The organism is Propionivibrio soli, assembly GCF_025770765.1.
GTDB classification, from domain to species: Bacteria; Pseudomonadota; Gammaproteobacteria; order Burkholderiales; family Rhodocyclaceae; genus Propionivibrio; species Propionivibrio soli.
Genome location: NZ_JANZKY010000014.1, coordinates 128917 through 144167, shown reverse-complemented (window position 1 = coordinate 144167; position 15251 = coordinate 128917). Strand labels below are relative to the sequence as shown.

Annotated in this window: 12 protein-coding genes and 3 tRNA genes; 4 read left to right on the top strand and 11 right to left on the bottom strand. The window is 58.5% G+C overall.

Translation table 11 applies throughout. The annotated features are described in order from the left end of the window. Positions 1-21 precede the first annotated feature (21 nt). The 4 genes from ppnN to NZ453_RS16815 form a co-directional block, all read right to left on the bottom strand. The gene (gene ppnN, locus NZ453_RS16830; RefSeq protein WP_263771902.1) at positions 22-1401 is read right to left on the bottom strand and encodes a nucleotide 5'-monophosphate nucleosidase PpnN; all 1380 of its coding nucleotides are present in this window, start codon (positions 1399-1401) and stop codon (positions 22-24) included. Between the two features lie 200 nt (positions 1402-1601). Further along, positions 1602-1677 (bottom strand) — tRNA-His (locus NZ453_RS16825). A gap of 8 nt (positions 1678-1685) precedes the next feature. Further along, a tRNA-Arg gene (locus NZ453_RS16820) sits at positions 1686-1762 on the bottom strand. A 63-nt stretch (positions 1763-1825) separates the two neighbouring features. Next, positions 1826-1902, bottom strand: a tRNA-Pro gene (locus NZ453_RS16815). 284 nt (positions 1903-2186) lie between these two features. On the opposite strand from NZ453_RS16815, the gene dksA reads away from it, so the two are divergent. Continuing rightward, on the top strand, positions 2187-2612 hold the full coding sequence (gene dksA, locus NZ453_RS16810; RefSeq protein WP_263771901.1) for an RNA polymerase-binding protein DksA: 426 nt from the start codon (positions 2187-2189) through the stop codon (positions 2610-2612). A gap of 98 nt (positions 2613-2710) precedes the next feature. Here the strand turns inward: dksA and pnp are convergent, their stop codons facing one another. The 7 genes from pnp to rimP form a co-directional block, all read right to left on the bottom strand. Continuing rightward, positions 2711-4837: a polyribonucleotide nucleotidyltransferase gene (pnp, locus tag NZ453_RS16805; RefSeq protein WP_263771900.1), complete on the bottom strand. Its 2127-nt coding sequence runs from the start codon at positions 4835-4837 to the stop codon at positions 2711-2713. Between the two features lie 186 nt (positions 4838-5023). Next, entirely contained in the window at positions 5024-5293 is a 270-nt protein-coding gene (gene rpsO / locus NZ453_RS16800; protein ID WP_263771899.1) for a 30S ribosomal protein S15, read from the bottom strand. 142 nt (positions 5294-5435) lie between these two features. Further along, positions 5436-6335 (bottom strand): tRNA pseudouridine(55) synthase TruB, encoded by a 900-nt coding sequence (truB, locus tag NZ453_RS16795; RefSeq protein ID WP_263771898.1) that lies wholly within the window; start codon positions 6333-6335, stop codon positions 5436-5438. A 17-nt stretch (positions 6336-6352) separates the two neighbouring features. Further along, on the bottom strand, positions 6353-6736 hold the full coding sequence (gene rbfA, locus NZ453_RS16790; protein WP_263771897.1) for a 30S ribosome-binding factor RbfA: 384 nt from the start codon (positions 6734-6736) through the stop codon (positions 6353-6355). A gap of 129 nt (positions 6737-6865) precedes the next feature. Then, positions 6866-9697, bottom strand: a complete 2832-nt coding sequence (gene infB / locus NZ453_RS16785; protein ID WP_263771896.1) for a translation initiation factor IF-2 — start codon at positions 9695-9697, stop codon at positions 6866-6868. A gap of 21 nt (positions 9698-9718) precedes the next feature. Continuing rightward, positions 9719-11191: a transcription termination factor NusA gene (gene nusA, locus NZ453_RS16780; RefSeq protein ID WP_263771895.1), complete on the bottom strand. Its 1473-nt coding sequence runs from the start codon at positions 11189-11191 to the stop codon at positions 9719-9721. A gap of 32 nt (positions 11192-11223) precedes the next feature. Then, the gene (gene rimP / locus NZ453_RS16775; RefSeq protein WP_263771943.1) at positions 11224-11664 is read right to left on the bottom strand and encodes a ribosome maturation factor RimP; all 441 of its coding nucleotides are present in this window, start codon (positions 11662-11664) and stop codon (positions 11224-11226) included. A 240-nt stretch (positions 11665-11904) separates the two neighbouring features. Here rimP and NZ453_RS16770 point away from each other — a divergent pair, with 240 nt between their 5' ends. From NZ453_RS16770 to NZ453_RS16760, 3 genes are read left to right on the top strand one after another with little or no spacing between them, the layout of a single operon-like run. Beyond that, complete coding sequence (locus NZ453_RS16770) at positions 11905-12537, top strand: TetR/AcrR family transcriptional regulator (protein ID WP_263771894.1); 633 nt, start codon at positions 11905-11907, stop codon at positions 12535-12537. Next, the gene (locus NZ453_RS16765; RefSeq protein WP_263771893.1) at positions 12530-13630 is read left to right on the top strand and encodes an HlyD family secretion protein; all 1101 of its coding nucleotides are present in this window, start codon (positions 12530-12532) and stop codon (positions 13628-13630) included. Before NZ453_RS16770 ends, NZ453_RS16765 begins: the two co-directional genes overlap by 8 nt. A gap of 22 nt (positions 13631-13652) precedes the next feature. Next, positions 13653-15236: a DHA2 family efflux MFS transporter permease subunit gene (locus NZ453_RS16760; RefSeq protein WP_263771892.1), complete on the top strand. Its 1584-nt coding sequence runs from the start codon at positions 13653-13655 to the stop codon at positions 15234-15236. Positions 15237-15251 lie beyond the last annotated feature (15 nt).

Sequence of the window (15251 nt, the reverse complement as noted above, 5' to 3'; positions counted from 1 at the left end):
CATTCTCCACCGAGCAATCATTCAGGACGCCGCTTCGCCGACAAGACGGTAGCAGGGGTTGTACTGCTTGCCCGGCAGTTTCATCCGCCCCTGCGCGACGAAGGAGGACAACAAGTCGTCCATCGGCGCCATGATGGCCGCCTCGCCACTGATCTCGAAACGGCCATGGGCTTCGATCGCGCGAATTCCATCCGCCTTCAGGTTCCCAGCAACGACGCCTGAAAAAGCCCGACGCAAATTTGCCGCCAATGCATGCACCGGCTGGTTCTTGTGCAGGGTGAGGCGACGCATGTTCTCGTGGGTCGGCACGAATGGTTGCTGGAACTCCTTACCGATGCGAAGAAGCCAGTTGAAGTTGTAGGCATCCTGGTGACTCTTGCGGAAATCACGGACAAGTTGCAAGCCGGCCTTCATTTCGTGAGCCACGCCCTCCGGATCACCGGTGATGATCTTGTAGCGCCGTTGCGCCTCCGGACCCAGCGTCAGGCCAATGAACTCGTCGATCCGGTTGAAGTAGTCACGGGCACTCGCCGGTCCCGTAAATACCAGCGGGAACGGTAGCTCGGCATTCGCCGGGTCGAGCAGAATGCCGAGAAGGTACAAGATTTCCTCTGCTGTCCCCACGCCCCCCGGGAAAACCACGATACCGTGCCCTGTCCGCACAAAAGCTTCGAGCCGTTTCTCGATGTCCGGAAAAATGACGAGTTCGGTCACGATCGGGTTCGGGGCTTCCGCAGCAATAATCCCCGGTTCTGTGAATCCGAGATAACGACCCCGCGTACGCTGCTTGGCATGCCCAATCGCCGCGCCTTTCATCGGCCCCTTCATTGCCCCCGGCCCACAACCGGTACAGATGTCCATATCACGCAAGCCGAGTTGGTAACCGACCCACTTCGTATATTCGTACTCCTCGCGGCTCACCGAGTGCCCCCCCCAGCACACGACAACGTTTGGGTTGGTTATTGGCGGCAACACCCCGGCATGGCGCAATATGTGGAAAACGATATCCGTCAGCCCGTCCGACGTCGACTGATCGAAACGCGCATTGCCCTGGATTTCGTCACCGACGTAGATAACGTCACGCAGCACAGCAAACAGATGTTCCCGGATACCGGTAATCATCTTGCCGTCCACGAAGGCGCTGGCCGGCGCGCCGGTGATCTCGAGCTTGATTCCGCGGTCGCGCAAGATCAAGCGAATGTCGAACGATTTGTAGCGCTCCAGGAGTTCCTTGCCATCATCAAGCTCGTTACCGCAGTTGAGTACGGCCAATGCGCAATTGCGGAACAATTCATGCAAGCCGCCATGGCTGCTGTCCAAAAGCTTTGCCGCCTCGGAGCGCGAAAGTACTTCGAGTCGTCCGGTCGGCGATACTTGTGCATCGACTTGAACGTATTCCATATGGGTTCGTTATTTCTATTTCATTCGTGGAAGGAAAGAGACATTAACAGAAGGCTTTCCAACACATGCCGCGCGAACGATTCTCGACAGCCATGTTCCTCAACGCCACCTCTTTCTCCAATGCTGGAAGCCGAGAGCAAACCGCTTGTTATTCCCAAAAGGAAAAGCCCCGCAGGCCAAAGACCTGCAGGGCTTTTGTCTGGGGCGATGTACCGGAATCGAACCGGTGACCCACGGAATCACAATCCGTTGCTCTACCAACTGAGCTAACATCGCCGTTGTTCTGGCGCGCCCGGCGAGACTCGAACTCACAACCCCCGGCTTAGAAGGCCGGTGCTCTATCCGGTTGAGCTACGGGCGCGAGTCGCGAAACTTTTGGGGACGAGCTTCCCGCCGGTACCGCCTCTTGTTGCGTCTTTGTTGCTGGTCGGGGCGGTGGGATTCGAACTCACGACCCTCTGCTCCCAAAGCAGATGCGCTACCAGGCTGCGCTACGCCCCGAGGAAGCGCGCATTCTACAGGCCACCCTACCGCTGGTCAATCTTATGCTAAGCATTTTTGTTGCACACATCGCACGTTCACCGGAGTTCATTGTCTGATTCGACCGTGCTCTTCTTGGGCATGGGTGTTGGGATCGGTATTGAAAGCCCCCCACTTGTCCTCTGGAGAATAAAGGGTACGATGGATGTGGCGCCACACAAGAAAGCCACTTCGTAAAGCTTGCACCCCCCCTCTATTTCTGATATTAAGTCGCCTCTTTGCAAAAACGAAGGATGGTTCAGAACATGCCTGAAGAATTATTGCCCAAACACTTCACGCCCTATGTCGCAAAAAAGGGCGAGGAATATATGAGCGCCAGACAGTTGGCCCATTTCCGTTCCATCCTCGAAACGCTGAAAGCGGAGCTGATGCACGACATCGAGCGGACCGTACACACGATGCAGGATGAGGCAACGGTATTTGCCGACCCAAACGATCGCGCGAGCCAGGAGACCGATATTGCTATCGAACTCCGTAATCGCGACCGTGAGCGCAAACTGATCAAGAAGATCGAAGAAACCATCGCCCACATCGACAGCGGCGACTATGGCTACTGCAGCAGTTGCGGCGTAGAAATCGGCATCAAACGACTCGAAGCTCGACCGACGGCAACGTTGTGTATCGATTGCAAGACGCTCGAGGAAGTGCGCGAAAGACAGGTAGCAAAGTAAAAAGCGCCTGAGAAGGCCGGACGACTGACTTCTTACTAGCTAACCGGGAAATAAAAAAAAGGACGCCGAGGCGTCCTTTTTTGTTGACACTAAATGAATCAGGCCTTGGGTTCGGCCGGCGCAGGCGGAACGCCACCTTCTTCGACGGTCAAGGCTTTCATCGAAAGACGCACGCGACCCTTTTCGTCCGCCTCCAATACCTTCACGCGCACCTTTTGGCCTTCCTTAAGGTAGTCGGCCACCGCATTGACGCGTTCGTTGGCGATCTGCGAGATATGCAGGAGACCGTCACGCCCCGGCAGAATGCTGACGATAGCTCCGAAGTCGAGAAGCTTGAGGACAGTTCCTTCGTAGATTTTTCCGACTTCGACGTCGGCCGTGATCGCCTCGATGCGCGAACGCGCAGCGTTCGCGGCATCTCCATTGACCGAGGCGATCGTAATCGTTCCGTCTTCTTGGATATCGATCGTCGTTCCCGTTTCCTCGGTGATGGCCCGAATTACCGCGCCGCCCTTGCCGATCACATCACGGATCTTTTCCGGGTTGATCTTCATGGTGTAGAGACGGGGCGCGTAGGTGGACACCTCCTGGCGCGGGCTCGCGATTGCGCCTTGCATCTGACGCAGGATATGCAAGCGTGCCTCCTTCGCCTGAGCCAACGCCACCTGCATGATTTCCTTGGTGATGCCCTGGATTTTGATATCCATCTGCAGCGCGGTAACGCCCGTATCGGTCCCTGCGACCTTGAAGTCCATATCGCCCAGGTGGTCCTCGTCGCCGAGGATGTCGGTAAGCACCGCAAAACGGTTGCCTTCCTTGATCAGGCCCATCGCGATACCGGCCACATGCGCCTTCAGTGGCACACCCGCGTCCATCAGAGCGAGTGTGGAGCCGCAGACGGAGGCCATCGAACTGGAACCGTTCGACTCCGTGATTTCGGAAACGACCCGCATGGTGTAGGAGAAATCCTCCGCCTTCGGCAACGCCGCGATCATGGCACGTTTCGCCAGCCGACCATGGCCGATCTCACGGCGCTTCGGGGTACCGACGCGCCCGCATTCGCCGGTCGCGTAGGGCGGGAAGTTGTAATGGAGCATGAAGCGCTCGCGATACTCGCCCGCGAGGGAATCGATGATTTGCTCATCGCGGCCAGTGCCGAGCGTGGCGACAACCAAGGCCTGCGTCTCACCACGGGTGAAAAGCGCTGAACCATGAGTGCGTGGCAGAACGCCAGTACGGATGGAAATCGGGCGTACCGTACGCGTATCGCGACCATCGATACGCGGTTCCCCCGCAAGAATGCGGCCACGAACAATGCGCGATTCGATTTCGAAGAACAGGTTGCCGATCGTTGCTGCATCGGGCGCATTCTCGCCAGCAGTCAAGGTTTCGATCGCCTTTGCGGAAATCTCGTTGATGCGTTGCGTGCGTTGCTGTTTGCTGGTGATGCGGAATGCTTCCTGCAGGTCAGCCTCGACGAGCGCATTGAGCTTAACCACAAGTTCCTCATTCTTGGGCGCCGGAGCCCAGTCCCATTCCGGCTTACCCGCCTCTTCCACGAGCTCGTTGATCGCATTGATGACGACCTGCATTTGCTCGTGGCCGTAAACAACGGCACCCAGCATGACGTCTTCCGGCAGGATGTCGGCTTCCGACTCAACCATCAGCACGGCGGATTGCGTACCAGCAACGACAAGGTCAAGTTGGCTCGTCTTCAATTGGGTCAACGTCGGGTTCAACACGTATTGACCGCCAAGATAGCCGACGCGCGCCGCGCCGATGGGGCCGTCGAAAGGAATGCCGGAAACCGCCATCGCCGCCGACGCGCCGATCATCGCGGGAATGTCGGGATCGACTTCCGGATTCAGCGACACGACCATGGCGACGACCTGCACTTCGTTATAGAAGCCTTCCGGGAATAGCGGGCGCAACGGACGGTCGATCAGACGCGAAGTCAGCGTCTCTTTTTCGCTCGGGCGGCCCTCACGCTTGAAGAAACCTCCCGGGATACGACCTGCTGCATAGGTCTTCTCGATGTAGTCGACGGTCAGCGGGAAAAAGTCCTGTCCGGGCTTGATCGACTTGTTGCCGACTACGGTGACCAAAACGACGGTGTCATCCATCGACACCATGACGGCAGCACCGGCCTGACGGGCAATCTCACCGGTTTCCAACGTAACCTGATGAGCCCCGTAGGTGAAAGTCTTCTTGGCGATCGTAAACATTATTACCTCTCTCAATAATTCAACGTACGTACCCACTGCACCGGCACGCCACTAAAACCCGCCAAATCGGCGAAATACGACAAAAGCTGCAAAAACGACAACAGCGGCTCAACCCACAAGGGGCTGGCCGCTGTCACAGATCAAACCGGATGCTTTCCCAACCGCACAGCGGTTCGGCTGGCGGGTTTACTTACGCAGGCCGAGACGTTGAATCAACGCGCGGTAAGACTCGACGTTCGTTTGCTTCAGATAATCGAGCAACTTGCGACGGCGACTGACCATGCGCAGCAAACCGCGTCGTGAATGGTGGTCCTTGACGTGTTCCTTGAAGTGGCCCGTCAAGTCGTTGATACGTGCCGTGAGCAGTGCAACCTGAACTTCGGAAGAGCCCGAGTCACCCGGTTTACGCTGATAATCGGCCATGATTTGCGCTTTCTGCGCAACGGTAATCGCCATGTCAAACTCTCTTTCTTAAGAAAGGTGCAGCCCCAGTTTGATAGAGCAAACACCACGTTGATAACAGATTAATCGCTTGGCGAAGCGAGCGGCGGATTATAGCCGTTACGGGCTTCCCCAGCAACCGGACAACGAAGTCCCGTCACGCACAGACCAGCCGGCGCGGCTTTACGTTCCCGGAATCGTCCACTTCGCCGAGCCCGAGAAACCGCCCTTCTCCATATACGCGGCGCAATCCGGCCCCCCTGCTGAGTTCCTCTGCAATCGACACAGAGTTTCCATGCCCGAAACGAATGCTTGCCACTGGATCGAGGCCAACCTCTGGCAGGCTTTGCAGCAACGCATCGGGGGGAAGAAGTGACGCTACTCGTTCTTCGTCCGTCATTTCGGAAAGACGGTCGAGCGAAACCGCATCGCCGATGACAAGCGGTCCCACTACGGTTCGCCGAAGCGCTGTCAGGTGAGCACCGCAGCCAAGCGCTTCCCCGATATCCATCGCCAGCGAACGGATGTAGGTCCCTTTACTGCATGCGACGCGCAGGCGACACCTACTGTCGCCAATGTCGAGCAGCGCAAGTTCGTGAATCGTCACACTTCGCGCTTCGCGCTCGATCTCCACCCCCTGCCGTGCCAGCTCATAAAGGGGGCGACCTGCGTACTTGAGCGCGGAGTACATCGGCGGAACCTGCATGATCGGACCTCGAAACCCCTCAAGGACGCGCTCCAGGTCCGAAGGAGAGAAATTCACCGGACGCTGTTCGGCCACAGAACCGTCAGCATCTCCTGAGTCCGTCGTCACGCCGAACCTTAAGTCCGCTTCGTAACACTTGTCGGCGCTCAGCAGATCAGCGGAGAACTTGGTTGCCTCGCCAAAACAGAGAGGCAGCAGGCCAGTCGCCAAAGGATCAAGCGTTCCCGTGTGGCCCGCCTTTGCCGCAGAGAACAGGCGGCGCGCAACCTGCAACGCGGCATTTGATGTCATGCCGCTCGCCTTGTCGAGCAACAATACGCCATCGACGCGCCGCCAAGCACGTTTTCCCACTTGCGATCCCGCCAAGGTTAACTTTCCAAGGAATCGTCAGTCTTCTTTGAGATAGCGACGGCTTGATCGATCAGTCTGGACAAGTCGGCACCGCGTTCAAGCGACTGATCGAAAACGAAATGCAATTGCGGAGTCGTGTGAATGCGTACGCGCTTGCCCAGCTCTCGCCGCAAGAAGCCGGCTGCCTTTTCGAGCCCTTCCATGACTTCCGGCACGTGCTCGCTGCCAGCCAACGTACTGAAAAAGACTTTCGCGTGGGCATAGTCCGCCGTCACTTCGACATCGGTAATACTCACCATGCCGACGCGTGGGTCCTTGAGCTCGGTGCGAATCAACTCCGCCAGCTCCCGGCGGATCTGCTCGGAAACACGCTCCTTGCGCGAGTAGGATTTGTTCGTCACTGAAGGTGGCCTCAAAAAGACAGATACCGGAGGCGTTACGGGCCACTGAGGACAACATACCTCAGCGACGTTCGCTCATCGCCTAGCGAAGACGCAGACCTCGGGGATTAACCCCGAGGTTTGGTGAGATTACAGCGTTCGGGCAACCTCGGTTACGTCGTAGACCTCGAGTTGATCGCCTTCTTCATACGCAGTGTAGTTCTTCAGCGACAAGCCGCATTCGAAACCGGCACGGACTTCCCGGACGTCGTCCTTGAAACGTTTGAGGGATTCCAGTTCGCCGTCCCATATAACCACGTTGTCCCGCAACAGCCGTGCCCGCGACGTACGCTTGACCACGCCATCCACGACATAGCATCCGGCGATGGTACCGATCTTGGTGGCCCGGAATACCTGCCGAATCTCGACCATGCCGGTAATCTCCTCGCGTTTCTCAGGAGCCAGCATTCCAGAGAGAGCCGCCTTTACGTCGTCTACCGCATCGTAAATGATGTTGTAGTAACGGATATCGACACCCACGCTCTCGGCTGCCTTGCGCGCTCCGGCGTCGGCCCGCGCATTGAAACCGATGATGACCGCTTTTGACGCTTGCGCAAGGTGCACGTCGGATTCGCTGATCCCGCCGACCCCGGCGTGGATCACGTTTACCTTGACCTCATCGGTCGACAGTTTTTGCAGCGACTGCACCAGCGCTTCCTGAGAACCCTGAACGTCGGCCTTGATGATCAGGGCCAAGGTCTTGACCTCAGCTTCCGACATCTGATCGAGTATGTTCTCCAAATTCGCGGCCTGCTTGCTCGCGAGCTTCACGTCACGGAACTTGCCCTGCCTGAACAATGCGATTTCACGGGCCTTGCGTTCGTCTCCAAGAACCACCGCATCCTGACCAGCCGCCGGGACATCGGAAAGGCCGAGCACCTCGACCGGAATCGACGGCCCTGCCTCCTTGATCGACTTGCCGTTTTCGTCGAGCATCGCGCGGATACGCCCGAACACCTGTCCTGCAAGAAGGACATCGCCCTGACGCAGGGTACCGGCCTGAACCAGCATCGTGGCCACAGGACCGCGCCCTTTGTCGAGCCGCGCCTCGATGATCAAACCGCGCGCCGGCGAGTCCTTCGGTGCTGTTAGTTCCAGAACCTCGGCCTGCAACAACACGTTCTCAAGCAGCTCGTCGATACCCGCGCCGGTTTTCGCCGAAACCGAGATGAAGGGTGCGTCGCCGCCATACTCTTCGGGGATGACGTTTTCCGCCACCAGTTCTTGTTTAACGCGCTCGGGATTGGCTTCCGGCTTGTCGATCTTGTTGACCGCGACGACGATCGGCACGCCGGCTGCTTTTGCGTGGTGAATTGCTTCACGCGTCTGCGGCATGACGCCGTCGTCGGCGGCGACCACGAGAATAACGAGGTCGGTGGCTTTCGCTCCCCGCGCACGCATCGCTGTAAACGCCTCGTGGCCCGGTGTGTCGAGGAAGGTCACCATGCCGCGAGCCGTTTCGACGTGATAAGCGCCGATGTGCTGCGTGATACCGCCCGCTTCACCGGAGGCCACGCGGGTGCGCCGAATGTAGTCGAGCAATGACGTCTTGCCGTGGTCGACGTGGCCCATAACCGTCACGACCGGCGCTCTCGGCTCCTGCGGTGCGTCCTTGTGTTCGTTCTCAGTCAGGAAGGCGTCCGGGTCATCCAGCTTGGCGGCAAACGCCTTGTGCCCCATCTCCTCGACGACAATCATCGCCGTTTCTTGGTCAAGGACCTGGTTAATCGTCACCATCGAACCCATTTTCATGAGGGTCTTGATGACTTCGGTCGCTTTCACTGCCATCTTGTGCGCAAGATCCGAGACCGAGATCGTCTCGGGCACATGGACTTCGTGCACGACGGCTTCGGTTGGCGCTTGGAAGGCATGCGCTTCCTCGGCTTCCGCGCCACGCGAACCACGCTTGCCATGCTTGCCGTCACGCCAACCAGTCGTCGTCGGAGCCCCGCGAGTCTTCAAGCCTTGTCGCTTGCTCGTTCCTTCGCTCTTCCACTGACCTTTCTTGTCAGGCGATTTCTTTTCAGCCGAACCGGGTTTGGATGTCGGCTTGTGCAGCGTTTTGTCCTCACTCGGTTTGTCGCTGGCCGTCTGCGCTGCGGCTTGTTTCGCGGCTTCGGCTGCGCGTGCGGCGACAGCCTTTTCCTCGGCTTCTTGCTTGAGCCGCGCGAGATCGGCAATCCGTTGCTGCTTTTCACGGAATTCTGCTTCCTGGCGGGCACGCAACTCGGCATGCCGGCGTTCCTCTTCCGCACGCAGCCGTTGCTGTTCTTCCCCGATGATCGCCAAACGCGAAACAACTTTCTTCGTCGGAGCAGCGGGCTTCGCCTCGGATGCAACCGGCGCTTCAGCCCCGGCTGTTGCCGTTTCAACCTCGTGCTTGGTCGGCTTTGCCTTCGTCTTCGCCTTGGCCGGAGCAACAGGCACTTCCACCGCTTCGACGATGGGCTCGATTTTCGGCTCACTCGGAACTTCGACGATGGGCTCCGCCTTGGCCTCCACGACTACCGGTTCCGGAGCAGTTTGAACTTCTTCAACCACGGGAGGAGGTGGGGGCGTCTCAATAACAGGAACCGCGACCGCTTCCGCGACGGGTGACTGCGGTTCGGGTCGAGCTTCGAGCGGATCGCGCTTGACGAGAACCCGCTTCTTGCGCACCTCAACCTGCACCGTTCGCGACTTGCCGTGTGAATCCTGCGCGCGAATTTCCGTCGTCTGACGCCGTGTCAGGGTAATCTTCGTGCGTGCGTCGGCCTCGCCGTGCGAGCGACGCAGATAGTCGAGGAGACGCGACTTGTCCTGCTCGGTGAGCAGGTCATCCGGCCGCTTCTTTTCAACCCCCGCTTTCTGCAACTGCTCGAGCAGCGCCGCCGCCGGCATTTTTAAGTCGGTGGCAAATTGGGCAACACTCGTTTGCGCCATGTGAAATTTCCTCTAGTCTGCTTACTCGAACCAATGCGCGCGCGCGGCAGTAATAACTTGCTTCGCGCGCTCGGTGTCGATCCCCGTCATCTCGGTCAGCTCGTCAACCGCAAGGTCGGCAAGGTCATCGCGTGTTTTAATGCCGCTTGCCGCCAACTTGCCAGCAAGGGACTTATCCATCCCTTCCAAAGCCAGCATGTCTTCGTCCACTTCCCCGATCTGCTCTTCGGTAACGATAGCCTCGGTGAGAAGGACGTTGCGTGCCCGCTCACGAAGTTCCTGTACGGTAGCTTCGTCGAAAGCCTCGATTTCGAGCATCTCGTGCAATGGCACGTACGCAACTTCTTCAAGTGTCGAGAAACCTTCGCTGATCAGGATATTGGCAACTTCCTCGTCGACGTCGAGCTTTTCCATGAAGAGCACGCGAATCGCCGCTGACTCCGCTTCCACCCGCGTCTGCGACTCTTCCTCGGTCATCAGGTTGATCGTCCAACCAGTCATTTCCGACGCCAGGCGAACGTTTTGCCCACCGCGGCCGATGGCGATCGCGAGGTTGTCTTCATCAACCACCACGTCCATGCTGTGGCGATCCTCATCAACGACGACCGAAAGAACTTCCGCCGGTGCCAGCGCTCCGACGACGAACTGAGCCGGATCTGCGGACCACAAGACGATATCGACGCGCTCGCCGGCCAGTTCGTTGGTCACAGCCGTCACCCGCATGCCGCGCATGCCGACACAAGTACCGATCGGGTCAATGCGCTGGTCATTGGACTTCACTGCGATCTTCGCACGCATCCCCGGATCGCGCGCGGCGGCCTTGATCTCAAGCAGGCCATCGTCGACTTCCGGCACCTCCATCTCGAACAACTTGATGATGAACTCGGGCGCGGTACGCGAAAGGATGAGTTGAGGGCCACGCGCCTGACGATCAACGCGAAGCAGGTAGGCCTTGACGCGATCCCCGACACGCAGGTTCTCACGCGGGATCATCTGGTCGCGCGGCAGAACGGCCTCAATCTTCCCTGCCTCGATAATGGCGTTGCCTCGCTCCATCCGCTTGATGGTGCCGGTAACGAGATGCTCTTTGCGGTCCAGAAAATCGTTCAGGATTTGATCGCGCTCTGCGTCGCGAATTTTTTGCAGAATGACCTGCTTCGCCGCTTGGGCGCCAATCCGGCCGAAATCGATTGGTTCGAGGGCCTCTTCAAGATAGTCTCCGACCTCGACTTCGGGCTCCTGCTTCCTTGCATCGGATAGCGGAATATGCTGGGCTTCGTTAATGAAATCCTCGTCGGCAACAACCTCCCAACGGCGAAAAGACTCAAAGTCGCCTGTATCACGGTTGACGACGACGCGGACGTCCGCCTCGTCGTCAATGCGCTTCTTGGTCGCCGATGCGAGCGCCAACTCGAGCGCGCTAAAGACGATGTCCTTGCTCACGTTTTTCTCGCGCGCCAACACGTCCACCAGCAGCAAAATTTCGCGGCTCATCTCTCACTATCCCCTATTCAGCCCGCTCGTCTCTAATCGAATTTGGGAACCAATCTGGCTTTGTCGACATTCGCCAGATCCAGTTCCACCTCGCCCGTATCGACTGTCAGGCGCACCTTGCCGTCCAGAACGCCGTTCAGGACACCGTTAAAATTACGCCGACCGTTTATCGGCAACCGCAATCGCACGTTTATTTGCGAACCGACGAAACGCTCGAAATCCGCTACTTTTTTCAGCACTCGGTCAAGGCCAGGCGACGAAATTTCAAGGCGATCGTAATCGACGTTTTCGACTGCCAATACCCGTGTCAGCTGATTGCTGACTAAGGCGCAATCTTCGACGTCAACACCACCCGGCTTCTCCGGCTTGTCGATAAAGACGCGCAGAATCCGACCGCGAGGACTCTGCTCGATATCCACGAGTTCGTACCCCAGTCCGGTTACCGTCTTGCCAAGAAGTTCGTGCAAATCCATAGCCACAAATGAAAAATGGGCGAAACGCCCATCTCCGAAAATACTGGCCCCAACAGGGGCGAGCGGATAAAACCGTTGGATTATAACGAAAATCCGGCACCGGGTAAATCGAATAATGGAGTCATCGTGGTCATCCGCCGCGCCTTCGTGAATCCTCATCCCGCCATTTCGTCGAGAAAGCTTGCGAGTTTGGGAGTGCGCTGATTTAATGACTAACCGTTCAGTAACTAACGTCTGTACATGGCCACAGGACAACGCCATCGCAAAAAAGAAGCGCGCCCAGCAGAACTCATTACGGCCGCGCTCGCCCTGTTCCACGCGAACGGTTTCGCTGCCACCCGAATAGAACAAATCGCGCAGGCGGCTGGCGTAACGAAAGGCACCGTTTACCTCTACTTCCCGAGCAAGGAGGCGCTCTTCAAGGCTGCGATACGGGAAACCATCATCCCGAATCTCGATCGCATCGAGGAGACCGCCAAGAGCGAGCCGACTGCACGAGCGCAATTACGGAAAGCAATCACTCTTTGGGCAGAGGCCATGCTCGGGTGCCCGGGCAGCCTACCTAAGCTGGTAATTGCAGAAGCCGGCAATTTCCCGGATCTCGCCGAGTTTTTCCGCAACGAAGTCAGCGGACGCATCCGTGAAATGCTGATTAGCTTTGTTCAGGCGGGCGTGGCTCGTGGTGAACTGCGCGCATGCGATCCGGTAACCGTCGTCCGGGCGCTAACCGCGCCGATTCTGTTCGCCAACGTGTGGCGCCACACTTTTCCCGACCAGGCCGCTCAGTACGCAGAAACCGCCTCGCTGGTCCCTCCCCTGCTCGACATCGTGTTCAACGGAATCGCTCTCCATCCCGAAGAAATCCATGACTAACCCACCCCAACCCGCGCGAAAGCAAACAAAGGCCCGCGCTCTTTTTGCAATCCTGCTTGTAGTTATCGTCGCCGTCATTGCCTACCGGTGGTGGTGGGGCCGATCACATGTGGCGACCGACAACGCCCAGTTGGAGGGCCATATCGTCCCGATCGCTGCCCGGGTGGGCGGATATGTCCTGAAGGTTCCAGTGACGGACAATCAGACCGTCAAGCGTGACGCCGTTCTCGTTGAAATCGATCCGCGCGACTATGCGGCGAAAGCAGCCCTTGCCGAGGCGGAGTACCAACAAGCACTCTCCGCCGCCGGCAAGACAGGACAACCGGGAATTGCCCTCGCACAAATAGGGGCCGCCCAGGCCAGTGCGGCCGCCGCCGCCGCGCAGATTCACGCTATCGAAGCACAGATCACGGAAGCGCGCGCCAACGTTGACAAGGCACGCCGCGACCTCGTTCGCGTACGCGAACTCGCCAACCAGAAGATGTATAGCGCCGCGGCGCTCGATGCGTCGGAGACGGCGGTCAAAACAGCCGAGGCCCATGTGCGTGCGCTGGAGGCACAACTTGGAACGACGAGGGAATCGGCCTCAGCGGCAGGGCAACAAGTAAATGTCTCGTCCGCCGGGTTACAAGCCGCGCAGGCGAAGGTGGCGGCGGCCGAGGCCAACCTACAGTTGGCACGGAATCAGTTGGTTGACGCCCGTGTCGCTGCCCCAGTTGACGGCGTGGTAAGCAAGAAAGCAGTCGAGCCGGGCCAGATGATCCAGGCCGGACAGACCCTCATGTACCTGGTGCCGACCCACGATCTTTGGGTGACGGCCAATCTCAAGGAAACGGAAGTAAGACAGGTGGCCCCGGGGCAAACGGTGGAAATCGAAGTGGACGCCTACGCCGATACGAAGCTCAAGGGGCGGGTCGACTCGTTCAGCCCTGCGACCGGGGCGCGCTTTACGCTCCTGCCGCCCGACAATTCGACCGGCAATTTCACCAAGGTCGTGCAACGCGTCCCTGTAAAGATCGCGCTCGACGCCCTACCCGCCGAACATCCCTTGCGTCCGGGCATGTCGGTCAACGTGACTATCTCGACGCGCTGACGACTCACAGGGCGCCTGATTCATGAGAACGTTTTCTCCCGGCCTCTGCCGTTCTACGACGCCCGAAGAGACTTACGCCAACCGTTTCATCATCGCGATGACGGTTACGCTGGCATGCGTCCTCGAACTCGTCGACACAAGTATCGTCAACGTGGCCGTCCCGCACATGATGGGATCGCTCGGTGCGTCACTCGATGAGATTACGTGGGTATCGATCGGTTACGTCGTCGCCAACGTAATTGTCCTGCCGATTTCGGGTTTCCTTTCGCATCTTTTCGGGCGCCGCAATTACCTCCTGTTGTCGATCCTGCTGTTTACGCTGGCCTCGTTCGCCTGCGGCAGTTCCGGATCGCTGGCGCAACTCGTTTTCTGGCGCATTGTTCAGGGACTTGGGGGGGGCGGACTCATCGCGACTGCGCAGGCGACGATCTTCGAAGCCTTCCCGCGCAAGGAGGTGGCGACGGGCATGTCGATCTTCGGCATGGGGATCATGACCGGCCCGATGCTCGGCCCGACGCTCGGCGGCTGGCTGACCGACGAGTATTCGTGGCCATGGATCTTCTATATCAACCTGCCGCTCGGCGTGCTGGCGCTGGCTATGACCGTCGTTTATGTCCCGGACTCCAAGTTCCGGCGCCATATCGAGAAGATTGACTACCTCGGTCTGCTGATGATGGCCGTCGGAATCGGTTGCCTACAGCTCTTTCTCGAACGCGGTGAACGGCTCGATTGGTTCGAATCGGTAGAAATAACGGCTTACGCCGTGACGTGCTTCGTGGCGCTCGGTCTTTTCGTCATTCGGCAACTCGAAAGCCGGCACGCACTCGTCGATCTCCACCTGTGCCGCGACGTGCAGTATTCCGCCGGACTGGTCATGACTTTCCTGCTCGGCGCTTCGCTCTATTCGACGGTCTTCATCTTCCCCGTCTATGTGCAAACGCTGATGGGATACACCGCGTGGCAGACCGGTATTCTGATTCTCCCCTCGGCGCTCGCTTCCGGGCTCGTCATGCCGGTGGCGGCCCGTCTCATGGCCAAAGGGGTTCCGGCACGGCTCATCGTCGTCGCCGGCATCATGCTTTTCATGTACGCCATGTGGGGCCACTACCAATTCACCACGGAATCGGGCACGGCGGACTTCCTGCCGCCGTTGATCCTGCGCGGAATGGGCCTCGGCATGATCTTCATGCCGCTCAACACACTGACGTTGGCGAACATCGCACCGCAAGCGCGCGCCGACGCTTCGGGACTCTACAACCTCACACGGCAACTTGGCGGGAGCGTCGGTATCGCGGCGTCGGCCACGATGTTAACGTCGCTGACACGAATCCGTTTCTCGACCCTTGGTGAACATGTCGCCGGAAATAGTGGATTGGCGCTCGAACGCCTCGCCGTCTTCAAGGCGAGGCTTCTTAGCCTCGGCTCGCCAGAAGCCATCGCCGATCTGAAGTCGAAGGCGCTGCTCAGTCAGCAGATATCCAAGCAGGCGCAGATGCTTTCATTCGATCAGCTCTTTCTTGCCTTTGGCATCGGTATGCTACTTGCCCTGCCCTTGCTCCTGCTCATGAATGCCAAGGCGCTCGGGCCACCGGCCGACGCACACTAAAGGCTGGAAAAAAGC

Excerpts from the sequence above, each read along its gene's own strand:
- pnp (WP_263771900.1), bottom strand. The coding sequence starts at position 4,837 with ATGTTTACGATCGCCAAGAAGACTTTCACCTACGGGGCTCATCAGGTT.
- rpsO (WP_263771899.1), bottom strand. The coding sequence starts at position 5,293 with ATGGCGATTACCGTTGCGCAGAAAGCGCAAATCATGGCCGATTATCAG.
- NZ453_RS16760 (WP_263771892.1), top strand. The coding sequence starts at position 13,653 with ATGAGAACGTTTTCTCCCGGCCTCTGCCGTTCTACGACGCCCGAAGAG.
- rimP (WP_263771943.1), bottom strand. The coding sequence starts at position 11,664 with ATGGATTTGCACGAACTTCTTGGCAAGACGGTAACCGGACTGGGGTAC.
- infB (WP_263771896.1), bottom strand. The coding sequence starts at position 9,697 with ATGGCGCAAACGAGTGTTGCCCAATTTGCCACCGACTTAAAAATGCCG.
- NZ453_RS16770 (WP_263771894.1), top strand. The coding sequence starts at position 11,905 with ATGGCCACAGGACAACGCCATCGCAAAAAAGAAGCGCGCCCAGCAGAA.
- nusA (WP_263771895.1), bottom strand. The coding sequence starts at position 11,191 with ATGAGCCGCGAAATTTTGCTGCTGGTGGACGTGTTGGCGCGCGAGAAA.
- ppnN (WP_263771902.1), bottom strand. The coding sequence starts at position 1,401 with ATGGAATACGTTCAAGTCGATGCACAAGTATCGCCGACCGGACGACTC.
- NZ453_RS16765 (WP_263771893.1), top strand. The coding sequence starts at position 12,530 with ATGACTAACCCACCCCAACCCGCGCGAAAGCAAACAAAGGCCCGCGCT.
- dksA (WP_263771901.1), top strand. The coding sequence starts at position 2,187 with ATGCCTGAAGAATTATTGCCCAAACACTTCACGCCCTATGTCGCAAAA.